This window comes from Halocatena pleomorpha (assembly GCF_003862495.1).
Classification (GTDB): domain Archaea; phylum Halobacteriota; class Halobacteria; order Halobacteriales; family Haloarculaceae; genus Halocatena; species Halocatena pleomorpha.
Genome location: NZ_RRCH01000002.1, coordinates 1 through 16,531, shown reverse-complemented (window position 1 = coordinate 16,531; position 16,531 = coordinate 1). Strand labels below are relative to the sequence as shown.

The window sequence follows — 16,531 nt, the reverse complement described above, 5'->3', positions numbered from 1 at the left end:
CCATCAGGACAACTGGATGGATGACTGCAATTGAACTGAGAGGAGTGACGAAGCAGTACGGCGACGTGACTGCTGTTGCTGATCTTGATCTCGTTGTAGAGGAAGGGTCCATCTTTGGTTTTTTAGGGCCGAACGGTGCGGGCAAGTCGACTGTCATCAACTGTTTGCTCGATTATATTCGACCGACAGAGGGCCAGATTTCCGTGCTCGGCCACGATGCACAAGAGGAGACCCTTGCGGTGCGCGAACGCACGGGGGTGCTTCCCCAAGGATTTGATCTGTACGATCGGCTCACTGGCCGCCACCATTTGGAGTTCATGATTGACTCGACCGGCGCAGCCGACGATCCGGAGGCGATCGCTGAGCGTGTTGGCATCGGTGACGCGATCGACCGACAGGTCGGGGGCTATTCGCGAGGGATGACCCAGCGACTCATTCTGGGGACTGCCCTCGTCGGCCAGCCCGACCTGTTGATTCTTGATGAACCCTCGACAGGACTCGATCCGGAAGGCGCCCACGAAATGCGCGAAATCGTTCGCGCTGAAGCAGATCGGGGTGCGACGGTGTTCTTTTCGAGTCACATTCTCGGACAGGTCGAAGCTGTCTGTGACGAGGTCGGAATTCTCCAGAACGGGTCACTCGTTGCCGAGGACACCGTCGACGGGCTTCGGAACGCAATCGAAGCCGAAACGACCCTCACAGCTGCAGTCGAGCAGCTACCAGACGCAGCACTCGCAGCCGTCCGCGCGCTGGCCGACGTCTCTTCAGTGAGTGCAACCGACACGACGGTGACGGTACAGTGTGCTGATGCTGCGAAAATGACGGTGCTCCGGGAACTGGAAACAGCAGGAGCGACGGTCGAGGATTTCGAGCTGACGGAAACCTCACTCGAAGAGCTGTTTCTCACGTACACGGACGATGAGACTGATACATCCGATCACGATCGGCCCGGTGAGGTGCTTACCCAATGAGTATCCTGCTGGTCGCAAAAAAGGACTTCCAAGACGCGATCCGGTCGCTTACCTTGGTAGCTGTTGTGGGGATATTCACAGCGTTTCTGGCGTTCTACACCTACTACGAGTTCACGATGACACCGTTGACAACAACCACGGCATTCGACCTGTACCAGTCGACGGCCAACGCTGTCGTCGTGATTGGCACGTTATTGGGCTACAAATCGATCGCTGGGGAGCGCGAATCAGGGAGTCTGAAGTTCCTGCTTGGAGCGCCCCATACCCGGCGCGACGTGGTTCTTGGGAAATTCCTCGGCCGAGTAGCTGTTGTCGTCGTCACAGTGGTCATCGGTTTCGTCGTGGTGAGTCCTCACTACGTCATGCTGGCCGCGTCACCCTCAGTGACGGCGTATGTCGGCCTGATTGGACGATTGCTGGTGCCTGGCGTGGTGTTCGTCGCAGTCGCGCTCGCGCTTTCAGCAGCGAGCCGCTCTACGACAGTGGCGATGTGGGGCGCGATCGTACTGGCGATCGTGTTCGCGTTCGCGTGGGATATGGTTCGCAATGTTATCGAGTCGTTCATGCTTCCTCCCGATGCGGGGATCCCGAACTGGTTTCGCCTTATCACCCGGTTCAACCCGAAATACTTCTATCTGGATGCACAGACGCTCGAACTCGGGAATGCAGCACCATTCTATCTGGAACCATGGTTCGGGGGAGTCATTGTGGCTGGGTGGTTGCTCATCCCACTCGGTCTTGCGTATCTGCTGTTCGAACGGAGTGATCTGGCATGAACCGGCGTCACCTCGCTGTGCTCGCGGTGGTTATCGCCGTCCCACTGTTCACGATCGGACTTATCTCACCGGTTCCTGATTATGGACCACAGCTTGAGACAAGTGTCTATCACCAACCGGACGGTAACCTGAATGAGGAGACACCAACGGTAGCGTATCGGAATCTCTCGACGGACGCCCAGCAGCTATTCGACAAGGCGAACAACAACGGGCCCAATAGTGCTGCTGTCCCGATAGATGATGCTCCAACGTCGTGGGCGACACTCGTCTCGGAGACGGCAGAGACGAACGAGAGATACGTTCGGAAAAATGGAAAAATATATGGTGTTTATTTAACTTGGGATGTACCAGCGCCATCCTTTGGGACGGTCATGCTTCGATTGGGACCGCTCCTCGGTGCAATCGGTCTCGGAACACTTGCTGGATTTCTCATCCTTGAAGATAGTAGTTAATAAGATATATCTATCATTTTCCTGAATTAGACACTTAGTCGAGAGGTTCAATCTGGCAGCACTCCACTTACCAATTCGTGAGTGGATGTGAAATATAAAAATGACATTAGAAACCGTAACGAATAAAAACGTTGAGTAGAGAAGATTTGCAGGCCAGACGAGAAGTCCAATGTTCACGTCGTGGGAGCGTTGTGCTGAGAATTTCACGGAAAGCAGCAAAGGTAGTCTCGGCAGATGTCCATGAAAAAATCGAAGGCCCTTCAGAAAGTGTAGCTGATAATCTTGTCGAAGAATGGGACAACGAGTGTTCGTCAGTGAACATCCACCTTCGAAAAGCTCCCCGTCACACGAGATGGTGAGCCCAGCAGAACCCAGAATCGTGCCAACACAGCTAGCGCACGCAGGGACAAGCCATCTACCACTTGCATAGTCCCCGCGTAGGCACCAGCAGTCGACAACACACATCCCCAATTGACGTTACAGTCGAGGACACCCCTTGGCGTGATTTGTCTCTGATTTAGAAGCTCCTCACTAGAGATTGTACGTTGACTTGTAACGACTGTGCCACTATCTATATAACATTCAGTTATTTTCCATCTTTGGGTCCCAGAAATATTCACTACTTTGTTGATACCGACTTGCGATTCGATATTCGGATTGGTAGTCCAGAATAGATAGATTTGTTTAGAGTACAACAGGCACGCGAACGCGAAATAGAAAAACCGGAGCCCGAATCGTTCCGAGGTGATGTCGGCCATGAACCTCTTGACTTTCTTGTAGCCGTTCTCGATCTCTTGCCGGCGACGATACCACCGAACGAACCGCGTGACCGTGTGTATCTGCTCAATCTCGTCGGATGGACTGCTAGTAGTGCCGTGTCTCGAGATATCTGGATGGTTGGTTTGGAATACGACAAAACCCGTCTCATATCTACCACGCGAAGAAACCGACATTCGCTTCATACTAGCAAAATCTTTAGCTGTGACGAGCGGTAACGCTAACCGGATAATGTGGCAGCGTCGACTTACTCACTGCGGGAGACAAATTAACGTGCTTTTGAACAAACATAGGGAGAGGTACGTTCTCTCGCTTATTCTTGCGTTTATCCTTGGAAGTTCTCTTACAAGTTATGTACTAGGTGGCAACGGGGGTGTTACCACGATAGCGGGTATACTCGCTGGCGCTCTCTATACACTCGTTTGAAAATTACGGTGATCTATTGAATTATCCAAAAGATCCGATTTCACAGACCGTATGGACTGAAGGGATCTAACTACTGCTTGCAAGGTGTCGGCGTGAATATACTGATACCGCCTCGCAATGGGACCCAAACCCTCACACCAGAACGAATCAACCAGTACCTATCTCCCAATTAGCAATTGGATACGACGATACGACCGTTCATGGTTACGGCCAGATTTGCTTGCCGGAATCACAGTCGCTGCTGTAATCATCCCAGAAGGGATGGCATACGCATCGCTCGCCGGGCTCCCTGCCGAAACCGGTCTCTACGCGAGTTTCTTCGCCGTCTCTACCTATCTCTTCGTTGGAACGTCGAGGCAAGTTATCTACGGTCCAACCTCCGCACTCGCAATCCTCCTCGCCACACAGATCGGCGGCATCACAGCAAGTGCTTCGCCATCTCGCTATGCCGCACTCATCGCTCTGACGACGCTGCTCGTCGGTGGGATCGCAATCGTGGCGTGGCTCTTTCGTCTCGGCTTCGTCGTGAACTTTATCTCGGAATCGGTTTTGACCGGATTCTCGACGGGCGCAGCGTTGTTCATTATCTCGACACAGTTGGAAGCATTGGTTGGCATCACGGGAGCCACTGGACCGTTCTATGAACGCCTTTGGTTTGTACTAACCCATCTCACCTCTATTCATCCTCTCACGGCGGCCGTTGGTGTTGGTGGGATTGTCCTCCTCTTGCTCGGAAAACGATATCTTCCCCGTGTTCCTACCGCGATCGTCGTTGTCCTACTTTCCATTGTTTTTGTTCCTATGGTGAACCTCGGAAGCCGCGGTGTCGGTGTTGTCGGTCCGATTCCGAGTGGACTTCCATCACCAGTAGTTCCACCGCTCGCTCCGTCCCTCGTACTACGATTGCTCCCCGTTGCACTCGCTCTATTCTTGCTGTCATACGTCGAAGGAATGGGGGCTGTCGAAACGTTTGCACAGCGAAATCGCTATCGAGCGGACGCAAATCAAGAGTTGCTGGCAACTGGCGTGATGAACATCGCCGCAGGTCTCGGGCAGGGGTTCACCGTTGGTGGGAGTATGTCTCGGTCGGCGTTAAACGATGCTGTCGGCGCAAGAACTCCACTCACAAATGGTATCGTCGCAGTCATTCTTGTTGTGGTGCTGGTGTTTCTGACGGAGGTGTTTACGAATCTCCCCAAAACAATATTAGCAGCCATTGTAATCGTCGCAGTAACTGATCTCATCGACGTGTCGGCACTTCAGCGTCTCTATCGCGTCGACATACTCGAATTTACTACGGCCATCGCTGCACTCGGCGGTGTTCTCGTCTTCGGTATCCTCTATGGTCTCTTCATCGGTGTTCTCGTATCGCTGCTCGCGGTTGTCGGACGCGCCACATATCCACACACGGCTGAATTGGGACGGGTTCCTGATTCTGATGCGTTTAGTGATCTGTCACGCCGTCCGTCGAATAGCAGGATCTCAGGTGTTCTCGTTTATCGCGTCAATGCTGAACTGTTCTTTGCCAATGTGCCAACTGTACGAAGCGATCTCATCGCCAAAATCAACGATCATCCGTCACCTATCGATCTCGTCGTCTTCGACCTCCGATCGTCGCCAACGGTAGATTTGACTGCCGCTGATATGTTGTTGACCCTCTATGAGGACCTCGCAATGCGCGATATCGATTTCCGACTCGCCGAAGCAGACGGTACTGTTCGAGATGTTCTCACTGCAGCACGTCCCGATCATCCGCTCTGCGAGACAGCCCTCAACGAGCGTGTAATAACGGTCATCGAGGGATGGCAAAACGAAAATAGGACAGAGTAACAAGTGAGTAACTTGCTTCGCCATTTCAATTACTTCACTGAGTAGTTGATCTGCTGCTGGATCCACTTGAGACCTCGCACCTAACGATTCGCGCCACTCCTTCAACCCGTCTAGGGTCCTGCTGTAACCGGGAACGGCTCGAAGACGCAGGGATCGACGACATCGACATCTACTCTGAGCGGGGATCTGGCTCCGACGGCGACCGGGAAGGGCTACAGAACCTGCGTGAGGCGGTGAAAGATGGACAGTACGATTGCATCTGTATGGGTGAGATTTCATTACTACGACCACCCCGACGAGATCCGTGAAATCAGACAGCGACAAACCATACCCCCCGGAGAGCTGCGCGTCTTTCGTAGCCCCGAGAGTGCGAACAGCGCGAGACAACACAGAAACAGACGTGAGACTCGTTGCTGACGAACACATCCCGCCCGCGTTCGTCACGGCCTTGCGTGGGGAGGGATACGACGTGACGGCTGTCGGCAGCGCGGTCGACCTTGGATCGGAGGACGATACTATTCTTGATTATACCCGTGAGGGGAACCGTGTTGGTCTCAGTGAGGATTCCGACTTTCGTGGCACTGATCCCGGTCTGGATCTGACCGATAATCCCGGTATCTTCGCCTGCGGTGCAACGCCTGATCCGGCGAGATCGCCACCGCTGTGCGCTGTGTCGCCAACATGAACGCGGACCTCACCGAGATGGTTATTTTTATTCATAAAGTTTAGGTATGATACTATGGCGAGCGCGGCACGCACGACGAGCATCATCGTGCTCTGAACACCTGCTTTCAGCTGTCCGTACGCGCTCTCGTGTCGGAGATTGTTGGAAAACCGGACTATATCACGGGTGTTACGGCGATGAGACGATCACGACCGGCGGGAGCGGATCGCAGCTTGCGACGACCCTCAAGGAACTATCTCCCGAAGAGTTCAAGGCGGCAGTAGCTGACCATTCCACGGATGGCGGAGGATGTGTATGACCGACCCCGAAGATGTCCTCGATGCCTGCCGAGCCGCTGGCTTTGCTGAAGGCCGGTGGCGTGAAGATGTTCGAGCCGGGCACGTGCGACTCAACATCTTCACCCCAGAGAGCATCGTGTTCGTCTCAACAGAAGGAAGTCCTCTCGACATGGGTGATGCTGTCAACCTGTGGAGCAGTTATCAGAATAATTCGATCTGGCCTGTCAACGACACACAATGACCGGTTGGAAAAATCGTCAGACGCACAGCGGACGGTCCCTGTGTTTTATAACCCTCCGGATAGGAAAGCTAGGCGGAAACACACAGAAGGAACTCATCGTCAAGGGGCCGCAGGAAAGGCCGCCGAGGTTCGAAGGGTGGTGGCACACCCAATACCCTCGGTGGTCCAAACGCTGTACCTGTGGTTTCTTGCTCCGACGGCTTAAGGGCTTGGGTTTAGTCAGTGACATCTATCGCTGTCACTCATGTTACAACCCAGTTATTAACCGTCTGAGTGGCTCTGAGAGTGGGTCGGCGCGCCAGCAGCGCGGTATATGACCACAGTAACAAGGAATGCCCATCTAACGACCGGCGCAGTGATAGATGACCACACGGCACATAGTCACCGTGCAAGTAGCGACCGCTGGCGAGGAATGGTAATGGGCAGCATGGCGGGCGATGCTCCAGAAAGGGCCGAGAGCACGGACAGCTCGGTCCCTGGTGACAAGCCGGAGCCAGCAGAACTGTCCCCGGTCGATCAGACCTCACGGATAATCCATGTACCGCCGAGTTCGGTCGGAGGACACCTATGACCACTCCGGCCCGCTTTGCGATCGTTGGCTGTTCGGTCTGTGAATCGCTGTGGATCATCGGAGACCGCCACCACCGAGAGACGGCCCACTGCCCGCTGTGTAGCACCACCCACACTGTTGAAAAGCTCCGGCCGCGCTTTCAGCACAACGATAGAGATGTCGTCTGTGAGGTTCGCTCACGACTGCTCGCACAGCAGGCGGGGTACGAAGATCGCTATGAAGCGGTGGACGACTATGCGGTACTCGAAGAGCAAGCCAACGAGTATCTTGCGCGCTACGATCACATCGCCCAAGAGCGCGCCGAGGCATACCTCAACGAACAGGACACACGGTTCAAGACGGCAGCCGAGGACTACCTCGATCGCCAAGAATCGCTGTACGAGGAGCAAGCCAAGGCATATCTCGACCGGCGAGAGCAGGAACTCAACGACTGGGTCAACGAGAGCGTCTCGACGGCCGAGACACCGAGCACCGACACCGATCTGACGCCATTTACCGAACAGGCAGATCCGAGCCTGCCAGCCGGGACAGGGATCACACTTACGACGCCGGAAACGTTGCCTGAAACGACTGATGTTCGGCTCGACGGTCCACCGATCGCGCCGACGAAGCTGTGGAAACAGCTGTGGCAGACGGGTGATCTCGTCGCTCGACTTCGTGACGCGCTCGACACGCTTCGTGGAGCTACCTACCGCGAGGCGTGGGCGACACTCACCCAAGCCGGTGTGACGGCCCCCGCTACCGCAGAGCACCCTGCCTACGCTGAGTACCTTCTCGACGCGCTCAAACACAAGCCGACAGAGGAGAAGTGGACGGCGATCGTTCGACTCACGCGCCAGCTCGGTGGGATGACAGCGATCGGCCAGACGACCCGTGCGGACATCATCACTGGCGCAGTCGCGTTGTTTGTAGCGTGTGACGTTGTTCCACAGGTGACGATCCGCCTCTCACACGCGTTTTTCGCGGACTACCAGCGCAACCAACGCGAGACCTTCCTACGGTTCCTGACAGATCTGAGTATGGCGTTCGATATCCGAATCGAGTGCGCCGGACGGATCCTCCCGAAAAAGCTCGCTACGCAGCACAATGAGGAACTGCCAGAACGCTGTCTGACTGACGCCCCAGATTCGTACCATCTCAATACGAATCAGTTACCAGGCACACCGGAGGAGGTAGCAGCATGTGCGCTCGATGAGCTTGGGGTCGAGCACGCCTACTATGACGTCCTCGATGCGCTCGCGGCGACTCCGTCGAATCGCCGCCAGTTCGCGGCGCTCCGGGATGATCCGACGTTCGACGTTACAGCCAATGGGATGCAAAAACGAGTCGATCGCCTGCGTGAATTGAAGCTCGTGAGTGTCGACCAACTGAACGCTGATGCGTTCGTCCAACTCCTCCCAGCGGGCGAGGAACTGCTCGCTCTCCGCGCCAAAGAACGGCTGGCACAAGCCCGCTTGGACGAGTATGCGACGGTTCCGGACGCAGAGCCGACTTCCGAAAACGCGACTGAAGCCGATGTGACTGACCCCCCAAAACCCCCCAACAAGACCGTGTGTTCAGCGCGAGCACGGAAGGGGGACCCCGGATCGGCTGCCTCCGCTGACAGCACCGCTGCCGGCACCGCCCCCGCGACCGCTATGGACGGTTCAGCTCCCACGTCGCGGTGTTTCTGGTTGCCGCCGGCCCAGCAACACGCGATTGTCGCGTCTTGTACCGGTGAAGATGCTGGTCCTGACATTGCCTTGGCTGATGAGCCGGCCCCCACCCGTGAACAGCCCCGTGACTGCTGGGTTGGATACGATGAGAATCGGAAAGAGGTCGTGGTCTCCCTCCAACCGTCGCCGGTGGCTGCGTATACAATGACGCGGGTTTGTGCTGGCTTACTGAGCCCGCTGCTTCGGAATACGATCCTCACCGCTGCCGATCTTGATGGTGCGGACGGCGAGGAGCTTGGGAAACTGCTCGACACTGGTGTCTCGACGGCAGCGTTACGGAACATCCACCAACTGGGCTGTCTCCCAGATCGAAGTGCCAACGGCACTGATTACCGTGAAGAACTCACCGAGGAGTATGTCGGGATCATCGAGGACGTGCCCCAGATCCAGACTGAGGAAGGTTTCGATGGCTCACTCGCTCGGTCGGTGTGCCAGCGTGCTCATGGTTTTGCTGGGACCGTGATGCGGATTTACGAACTACTGGGGTGGGAGGTGACCCAAGAGTGGACGTTTCCGGACTACCGCTACAGTGAGCACAAGCGTCGGCACATCTATCACCAAACGCTGGCGAAACACATCGCTATCGTCAGCCGATACGGTGGGTATCCCGCTCATCGCATCCTCTACGAGGAAGACGATGACCTCCGGGCAGACTCGCTTGGCTGTCCGAACGTCGACGGTGTCGATCCGACCGGGGAGTGCTTTGGCAACTGGGTCCTCCGAGGCCCGGGCATCGATCGAATGGCCGCTGATTTAACCGATCTGGAAGCAGCTGGCGAGCTCGAACTACAAGACGAAGCGCAAAACTACACGCCGTTTCTCGTGGAGTTACAGATCGGCCAGGCGACCCGCAAAGCAACTGTCGAGGCGGCTGCGACCCGGATGTGTGAGCTGAAAGATCTCCGGCTGACTCGGTCGGCAGCGGCGTTGTTGGCGGCGTTCACCGACAGTGTGTTCAACACTGCTGAGGCATTAGCTGGGTTAGCGACAGCCCGTGATTTCGATCGGGAGATCACTCTGGATGAGGTGCGATTCGCGTTGAGTACACTTGATCCGGCGACGGTGCTTCCGAATCTCGACATGGATGGTGATGATGCCGGGCGGAAGAGTGCTCGGTCGAAGATCGTGCATACACTCTTGACGGCGAGTGCCCCGCTCACAACCGGTGAATTAGCCGAGCGAGCGAGCGTTTCGACGCAATCGATTCGGAATCACCGGGATGATCTGGCAGCGATCGGCCTAGTAGCCATCGATGACCGGGGCGTCGGAAAAGCAACATATTACCGGTTGACACTGCCGTTCCGTGACGAGCGTGGGGATTCAGACGCGCTGAAACCGTTACACCTTCCTGACGGTGAGGGGGGAGAGTCGACGCACAACACTCGAGATGTCGTGTATGACCTGTTGGACGCACGCGACCTCCTCGATGACGCCTTTGGTGAGGCGGCAATAAATGAGGGACTCATGGGCTGGCCGCCGGATCTCCAGCCAGCCGTCGAGCGGTGGCCGTGGCTCCGGCCGTGGATCGACACGATCGACTGGCTGTTCGGCTACGAGGGAAGGGTTTCACTTCGGGGACCGGGTGAGTGGATCGATGGACCGTATGAACTCATAACTCAACTTGGCACCGAGCCAGAGACGACCCAGTCACAACTTCTGGTATGACCCGATATATTTAGTTAATTTATCGATAACTATTTTACTATCTTATATTGGTACAGCGACAAAGCAACGTTGAGGTCTATACGTAAATTGGGGACGATGGAGTGTGTTCTACACATCATTTTGATTTATATTTTATTATAGTATTTTTATATTATATTAAATATTCTTCACTAGGGTTTTAGTGAACCAACAGTCACACACCACTGTTGCAAGTGAACACTACTACAGTAAGCTAGTAGGGTAACACACCACCGTTTCAACTAAAGCATTGACACTTTCTGTATTATTCTTAATATTAATTATGGAATTTACAGCCCTACTCGTCCCTTACCTAGATGCGGCTTCACTTGCAACAGTGGTGTGTGACTGTTGGTTCACTTGAAACAGATGTATGGGTGGTTTTATAAGGGATGGATAAGATGACTGAGGCATGCCCCGCTTCACACGGAAGCAAAACATCTTTCGAAATAAAGATGTTCTTGGTGAATCCTATCATCCTGAACAGATCGAAGAACGAGATGCTGAAATCGAGGAATATATGACTGCTCTCCAACCCGTGATGGACGGATGGGAACCGAACAATATTTTTATCTACGGTCACCCTGGTGTCGGAAAAACTGCTGTCACAGAGTATCTTCTTACCCTTCTTCAAAGAGATGTCAAAGAATACGACGATGTTGATTTGTCCGTTATCTCGGTCAACTGCAAATCGCTCAATTCCTCCTACCAGGTTGCTGTCGAGCTTGTCAATAAACTGCGGCCGACAGGCGGGGAAATCAGTTCTACTGGATATCCCCAGCAAACCGTTTTCAAAAAGCTCTACCGCGAGCTTGAGACTCTTGGTGGAACTATTCTTGTTGTCCTCGACGAAATCGACTCGATCGGGAGCCGAGATGACTTACTCTACGAACTTCCACGAGCACGAGCAAACGATTACCTCGATCAAACAAAGGTCGGCATGATCGGTATTAGTAACGACTTTAAATTTCGAGAGCAGTTGGATCCACGGGCACAGGATACCCTGTGTGAGCGAGAACTTCAGTTTTCACCGTATGACGCCACTGAATTGGAAAGTATTCTGCAAACACGTGCTGACATTGCTATCGCAGAAGGTGCTGTGGGTCAAGGAGTATTGAAGTATTGTTCTGCACTTGCTGCGAGAGATAGTGGAAGTGCTCGACAGGCGCTCGATCTTCTGCGCTTAGCGGGAGAGCTCGCTGAGAATAACAACGCTGACCAGATCGAAGAATCTCACGTCGAACGGGCGCGAGCGAAGTTAGAACAAGAACGCATTGAAGAGGGAATGCGGGAACTCACAACGCACGGCCGCCTCGCCTTGTTGGCAGTCGTCTCGAAAGCAGCAAAAGACGAAACTCCATGCCGGTCCCGTGAGCTGTATGACGACTACACAGATCTCTGTGAACGGGCAGGAACCGACTCACTTGCGCAGCGATCGATGCACAATCACCTTTCCGAACTACGTATGCTCGGAATTCTCTCAGCATCTGAAAATCGGAGTGGATCACGGGGAAACTACTATAGCTACGAACTGAACGTGCCGTTTACCAGTGCAATTGATGCTATGGCTGATGTTCTTCGTGTAGATGAAGCAATTCAGCGAATCGAGAGACTCGCTGTGAAGAATGACGTTTCTTGATGGCCACACACCACCGTTGCAAGTGAAGGTATTGATAACAGGGTGAAGACGTAGCTTCACTTGCAACGGTGGTGTGTACCCTGAGCAGCTTCACTTGTAACAGTGGTGTGTATTATAGATGTGAGGCCTTCATGTCTATAGTAGACAAGGGTTTCTCTCCAAGCGGCGCCGTCAAACTATCCAGCTGATTCTGGCTACACACCACTCTTGCATGTGAAGCTCCTGTTTCTCCGTCTATGAATATACACGACGAATGTGAGACTTAAGGATATCTCAATAACAGGTATAGGACTATAGGACTCCTGTAACAACCTCCATCTCGTGTGAGTCCGAGATTTGTTGAACATCCCACTGTGAGACTGTCTCCGTGGCTGCGTCCACTACTGCCTCAATGTCGTCCCAGTACCGTTCCGGACTTCCGTTCCGAGTAGCGAACCGCTCGGTGTAGAACTCACTGAACAACTCCTGAACCGATGCGGTCTCTTTTCTTTCTTTGCCCACAGTTGCGCACCATCGGCTGACCGTCTCTGGTTGTACATCTAAATACAGGGCACTGAGGATTGCATTCAGACCGGACTGGAGGGTCGATACCTGATCCGACAGGTCTCGGTTGGAGTCGTGGTTCATCTGCTTGGCCAGCGTGAGCGCCCATGCAAGCTGTGCTACCGGTGTTTCGATAGTCGAGGAAACCTCTGGGATGGGGATCGGCTTCGAGTACTGCCCGTCCATCACTCGTGCACTTTCTGTTGTTTCGGAGAAAATCGCTTTCTGGAGGTAGTAGGACACACAGGGATGGTTCAGCGCCGCGTACACGAACGCGATCTCTTCTGGACTACTCTCTTCGAGTGGCACATTAACGAGCTTCTCTGTACCCACGACTTCACCAGCTGCGTCAATCCACGCTCGGAGTCGGGTCCCCCGGAGCACTTTCAGCATCACGCGGGGAACTGCGTATTCGGCAACGGAGTCGCGGTAGTCACTGAGGTCTTTATGACATATTTCTTTCAGATAGAATTCTTGCACCCACGGGTTCTTGTTGATGTACTGGTCATCCCCGTCGTCAAGCCTTTTCTTTTTGCTGTCTGGGATGTACAACTGCCTCGTTGTACTCTCAGTAGACATCACGTCACCAAGACGGCGGTCATGAGAGCGGAGGCATTCTAAGACATCGCTCTGATCGTCAGCTATTGGTCGGAAAATGATGGTCTTCGAGTCCATCATGACCGCTTGGTCAACCCAACCAAGATGTGTTGGTTGGTTTGCAGTTGTACTCCGAAGATCCTTGCTTCGGTGGACTGTCGGAACAGTTGATTGACCGTCATTACTGAGAGTGTTGATCATCGCGATGGTTTCGAGATTTACCCCGACGAATCCCAGTCCAACGTCGAGGATGTGCTTGAATTCGGTTTCAGCTAGCAGCCGTTCCCGGATGTCGGCCCACGAGCTGTAGAAGGCTATGCTCTTATTGACGATGTAAGAGACGACTCCTTGGTCGTGAACAAGATCAAGTGCCCGCTCATAGAACCACTCACAAGAGTCATTTGTCCCTTGACACTCATAGTTACTCTCGCTTTTCAACAACGGCTCTTCTTCCGGACTGAGGGACGCCCCGTAAGGAGGGTTGCTGATGACGACATCGAACCCACCGTTTTTCATGAACACGAGTGGGAATTCCAGTGGCCAATGGCATGCGTTGAGTTTGTCTTCTCGGAAGTCCTGTCCGGCGTACTCTCGTTCGATGAGGACACTCCAATCGTCAGGATCCGAGAAGTGTTCTCGGATCCGATCGAAGATCTTCTCGACACCGTGCTTATCGAGTGTTGGCTGGTCCAGCCGTGCCTTGTATTTGTAGGTGGTAAATCCTTGATTTTCTAAATACTCATCAACCGATTCGGGTATTCCGTCCGAGATTTTGACGCTGAGCGTTGTCGAGGATTGCGGAGTCGCAGTCAGACTCTCCCACGCTGCACTAACGTTATCGACGTGATCAGCAATCGTGAGACGATTGTTGTTCGAATCGCTTTGAGTTTTTGCGTACCACTCGTTGAGGTCCTCTTTCAGATCGTCGTTCCGATGTTCGAGTTCACGCTTCGCCTCTTTCTTGGAGTCGGTGGATTCTCTGTAGTCATGAACATCCTCCCCATACTGTCGCAATTGGTCCTTCATCGTCGAAAAACCCAAAGTGTGCTGCTGACCAGTCGCAACAGCGGTTTCGGTAAACCCGAGGAGGCTGTTTCCAGTTCGGATATTGAACGTGATGTCCGGTAGAGGCGGGATCTCATCACGTTCGTCTACAGGAGCACCTTCGGTCGTATCTACTGGGGTTGCGCTGATCAGCCACAGCCACAGCCGCAGTTTACAGATTTCTGTTGCTCCTTCCAGAATATCTACACCAAAGATGTTCTGGGCGATGATCTGCCGACGGAGTACGTACTCATCGGTGTCTGGCCGGCACATCGATCGCCATTCGAACAGTGTGTTCGCTACTGCAAGGGCGAATGAACCGCTCCCGACTGCAGGGTCACAGATTCTCAACTCCTGTAGCTTCGAATCAAGGTACTCCAAGACTTCCGAAGATGCTTCGTACTCCTCGTAAAGGACATCAAATCCTCCTTTCTGATCGGATTCGATAGCTTCAATTTGATCCTCACCAGGCTTGTACAGATCATCGGGACTTAGGGCTATGGGAGCTTCCTCTTCGTCGATCTTCTCCAGTAGGCCTTCCCACAATGCACGGCGAGCCTTGAAATCGGTTATGTCTTCGCCAGTGTAGTACGCACCGACCTCACTGTTGCCTTCGGAAAGCAGGTCGTTTCGTTCGGAAGCATCTAAATCACTAAGCCGGATGTCGTCGCCGACTTTACTCACCGAAATGACGAACTTTTCGTAGATGTACCCCAAGACGGTCGGGGTGAGGTTTCCGACAGTGTCTACTTCGTCTTCGTCTGTTCTCTCCAGGCCGTCTAGAAGCCAGTTGTACTCGTTAAGTTCGCTGATTAGTGCTTCCCAGTCAAAGTCCTCAACGACGAGTTCCTCGTCCTCGGAGACGATAGTTCCGTCCGTCGTAGTGAGATCCGCCGACTGGAAGAGTCCTCCGTTCAGGTATGGGATGTGGAGCCAGTAAGCCCCGGTGAATTTGACGTCATCGGCGTCTCGGGAGTTTAGCCGGTCGAAAAAGACGGTTTGAAGAAGCATCCAGAAGTCATCGTGCTCGTTCACGAGCGTATTGAACACGTGATCCGTTTTGCCCGGTACCATCTCCTTGGCGTCATTCACCGGGATAACGACACCACGTTCAACGAGGAAATAGAGGAAAGTCAGGCGATCGATAATTCGCTGAGCAGATAGGAGCTCTTCTCGCTTGCTGAGCGTGTATCCGCTCTCAGTGGTAAGGGCACTCGCGAGATCAGAGCGGTGGTCCCATAGTTCCCGGTAAAAGCGATCAACGACATCTTTGTAGTCAAAGAGGGCGTTGATGTCTTTGGAGACTTGTTCCAGTTTATCGAGCTTGCTTTCCTCTGTCGTACCTGTGTGAATATTGGGGTTATAGATGAACTGGAAATTCCCACGGGACGCACGGAATACGTGAACCCGGTGGGTTTCTGGGTCGAAGAACCAGAAGTACTGCAAACGGGTTCTCCGCTTCAACTCCTGAGTAATCTTCTTCGGCGTGTCCTGTGGCACATCTGCCATCGGGAATTCGAAGTACGCAATCCGCACGGACCCTTCGATACTAAATCGATACTTGATCTCGCGGTCCGAGTCGTATGTTACTGTGTCCGACGTAGGATCTTCAAAGTACCCAGCGTTGACCAAGTACTCATAGCCATAACCGTCGGTTTCATTTCTCTGCTGCATAGCGTCCAACATCCTTGGGTAGTTCGTAGTATTAGTCATTATTTTGGTATTTGGTACTGCCTTTACTTCACTTTCTCCGGACTTGTTCATCCCTTTTTCGACATTTGAATAATTGTTTGCCATTCTGGTGAGTTTTGGATCTCGTTGTCTGGGTTCGACATCCAACTGTAGTCCTCCGCTTGAATCGACGATAAGCTGTCTTCCAAGGTGTTTCGTTGAGGAACCGTGTACATGTCCGCTTCCAGTCGCTCACGGGCTGCTGAAAGTGTTCTTTTCATTTCATGATTAGAAACGATGCCTATTACCTCCTCTACCTAATCAACTAGCTGTGAGGCAGCACGGCCTAATTGGCCTGCTGTAACTCCCGAGACACCGTCCGGCGGGTGGTGTTGTTCTGTCGGCTTCAACCCGTCTAGGGTCCTGCTGTAACCACGATGAGTCGGGCTGTCCTATGCAGTCGAGTTTGCCCTTCAACCCGTCTAGGGTCCTGCTGTAACCGGATCATAGACATCAATTGTTTGCCAGCCAGACGGACCTTCAACCCGTCTAGGGTCCTGCTGTAACCCGTCTTCGTGGAGTCGATCGACTAGCCGATGACTCCTTCAACCCGTCTAGGGTCCTGCTGTAAC

The 16,531-nt window shown here is 53.6% G+C and carries 9 protein-coding genes; 8 read left to right on the top strand and 1 reads right to left on the bottom strand.

The features are described from left to right. The first annotated feature begins 20 nt into the window (after positions 1 to 20). The 8 genes from EIK79_RS00310 to EIK79_RS00275 all read left to right on the top strand — a co-directional run bounded on the left by EIK79_RS00310 (position 21) and on the right by EIK79_RS00275 (position 12,044). The gene (locus tag EIK79_RS00310; RefSeq protein WP_124953172.1) at positions 21 to 971 is read left to right on the top strand and encodes an ABC transporter ATP-binding protein; all 951 of its coding nucleotides are present in this window, start codon (positions 21 to 23) and stop codon (positions 969 to 971) included. Further along, positions 968 to 1,747: an ABC transporter permease subunit gene (locus EIK79_RS00305; protein WP_124953171.1), complete on the top strand. Its 780-nt coding sequence runs from the start codon at positions 968 to 970 to the stop codon at positions 1,745 to 1,747. Before EIK79_RS00310 ends, EIK79_RS00305 begins: the two co-directional genes overlap by 4 nt. After that, entirely contained in the window at positions 1,744 to 2,199 is a 456-nt protein-coding gene (locus EIK79_RS00300; RefSeq protein WP_124953170.1) for a hypothetical protein, read from the top strand. The genes EIK79_RS00305 and EIK79_RS00300 overlap by 4 nt, the downstream gene beginning before the upstream one ends. Positions 2,200 to 3,519: 1,320 nt before the next feature. Next, positions 3,520 to 5,232 (top strand): SulP family inorganic anion transporter, encoded by a 1,713-nt coding sequence (locus EIK79_RS00295; RefSeq protein ID WP_124953169.1) that lies wholly within the window; start codon positions 3,520 to 3,522, stop codon positions 5,230 to 5,232. 400 nt (positions 5,233 to 5,632) lie between these two features. Next, complete coding sequence (locus EIK79_RS00290) at positions 5,633 to 5,917, top strand: DUF5615 family PIN-like protein (protein ID WP_233737801.1); 285 nt, start codon at positions 5,633 to 5,635, stop codon at positions 5,915 to 5,917. A gap of 294 nt (positions 5,918 to 6,211) precedes the next feature. Further along, positions 6,212 to 6,436, top strand: coding sequence for a hypothetical protein (locus tag EIK79_RS00285; RefSeq protein ID WP_124953168.1), 225 nt, complete (start codon positions 6,212 to 6,214; stop codon positions 6,434 to 6,436). 567 nt (positions 6,437 to 7,003) lie between these two features. After that, the gene (locus EIK79_RS00280) at positions 7,004 to 10,387 is read left to right on the top strand and encodes a DUF5817 domain-containing protein (protein ID WP_124953167.1); all 3,384 of its coding nucleotides are present in this window, start codon (positions 7,004 to 7,006) and stop codon (positions 10,385 to 10,387) included. Between the two features lie 430 nt (positions 10,388 to 10,817). Beyond that, positions 10,818 to 12,044, top strand: a complete 1,227-nt coding sequence (locus EIK79_RS00275) for an orc1/cdc6 family replication initiation protein (protein WP_124953166.1) — start codon at positions 10,818 to 10,820, stop codon at positions 12,042 to 12,044. A 291-nt stretch (positions 12,045 to 12,335) separates the two neighbouring features. Here the strand turns inward: EIK79_RS00275 and EIK79_RS00270 are convergent, their stop codons facing one another. Then, a complete protein-coding gene (locus EIK79_RS00270) occupies positions 12,336 to 15,737 on the bottom strand; it encodes an Eco57I restriction-modification methylase domain-containing protein (RefSeq protein WP_221621635.1) in 3,402 nt (1,133 codons plus the stop codon). Positions 15,738 to 16,531: the final 794 nt, after the last annotated feature.